Consider the following 276-nt stretch of genomic DNA (forward strand, 5'->3'; position numbering starts at 1 on the left):
CGAATCCTCTCGCTCCGACCATCAGTCGGGCGGTCTTTCATTGAAAGGCCGCCCGTTTTCGTTTTCAAACGATTTCTTCCCCTGTGTTACGTCGAAAATGACGCCATCTGTTGCATTTGCAATATCGCAAAACAGCATCGTTCGCAGGGATTGCAGTAACAATCGTCCCGACATCACCCTGGCGTCACACAGAATCCCGGGCACGAATCCCCCCACAATAATTAGGGTGATAAAACCAAAATCCCCTAAGCCGCGACGATCATGCAGCTTTTTGAC

1 protein-coding gene is annotated in these 276 nt (G+C 50.4%); it reads right to left on the reverse strand.

Annotated features, from left to right (window positions below; all coding sequences use genetic code 11):
* Window positions 1-21: 21 nt before the first annotated feature.
* Window positions 22-276 (reverse strand): hypothetical protein (locus tag B3Z49_RS19085; protein ID WP_296993708.1); only part of this gene is annotated, 255 nt, incomplete at its 5' end.

The organism is Thalassospira sp. UBA1131, assembly GCF_002311515.1.
Taxonomy (GTDB): Bacteria; Pseudomonadota; Alphaproteobacteria; order Rhodospirillales; family Thalassospiraceae; genus Thalassospira.